Source organism: Planococcus halocryophilus (assembly GCF_022489025.1).
Classification (GTDB): domain Bacteria; phylum Bacillota; class Bacilli; order Bacillales_A; family Planococcaceae; genus Planococcus; species Planococcus halocryophilus_A.
Genome location: NZ_JAKVTG010000044.1, coordinates 1 through 611, shown reverse-complemented (window position 1 = coordinate 611; position 611 = coordinate 1). Strand labels below are relative to the sequence as shown.

Sequence of the window (611 nt, the reverse complement as noted above, 5' to 3'; positions counted from 1 at the left end):
CCTGAAGCAATCGAAGAAGAAGCCTTCAACAAAGCGCTTGTTCTTCACGCAGACCACGAATTAAATGCCTCAACGTTTACAGCACGTGTAGCTGTCGCTACGTTGTCGGACGTTTATTCGGGTGTTACTGCAGCCATCGGCGCATTAAAAGGCCCACTTCACGGGGGCGCGAACGAACAAGTGATGAAGATGTTAACGGAAATCGGCTCAGTCGATAACGTGGACAAAGTCATCCACGAAAAATTAGCGAACAAAGAAAAAATCATGGGCTTTGGTCACCGCGTTTACCGCAATGGCGACCCACGTGCGAAACATTTACGTGAAATGTCACAGAAATTAACAAAAATCCGTGGCGAAGAAAAATGGTACGACATGTCGGTGAAAATTAACGACATCGTGACAGGTGAGAAAAACTTGCCACCAAACGTGGATTTCTACTCAGCATCTGTTTATCACAGCTTGAACATCGACCACGATTTGTTCACACCGATTTTCGCGGTTTCGCGTACATCGGGATGGTTGGCACACATTTTAGAACAATACTCAAACAACCGCTTGATCCGCCCACGTGCGGAATACATCGGACCGGGTATGCAAACTTACGTGCCAGT

At 47.0% G+C, this 611-nt stretch carries 1 protein-coding gene; it reads left to right on the top strand.

From position 1 onward, the window contains the following. Positions 1–611: citrate/2-methylcitrate synthase (locus tag MLE13_RS17895; RefSeq protein WP_276323987.1), on the top strand; the 611-nt coding region annotated here is incomplete at both ends.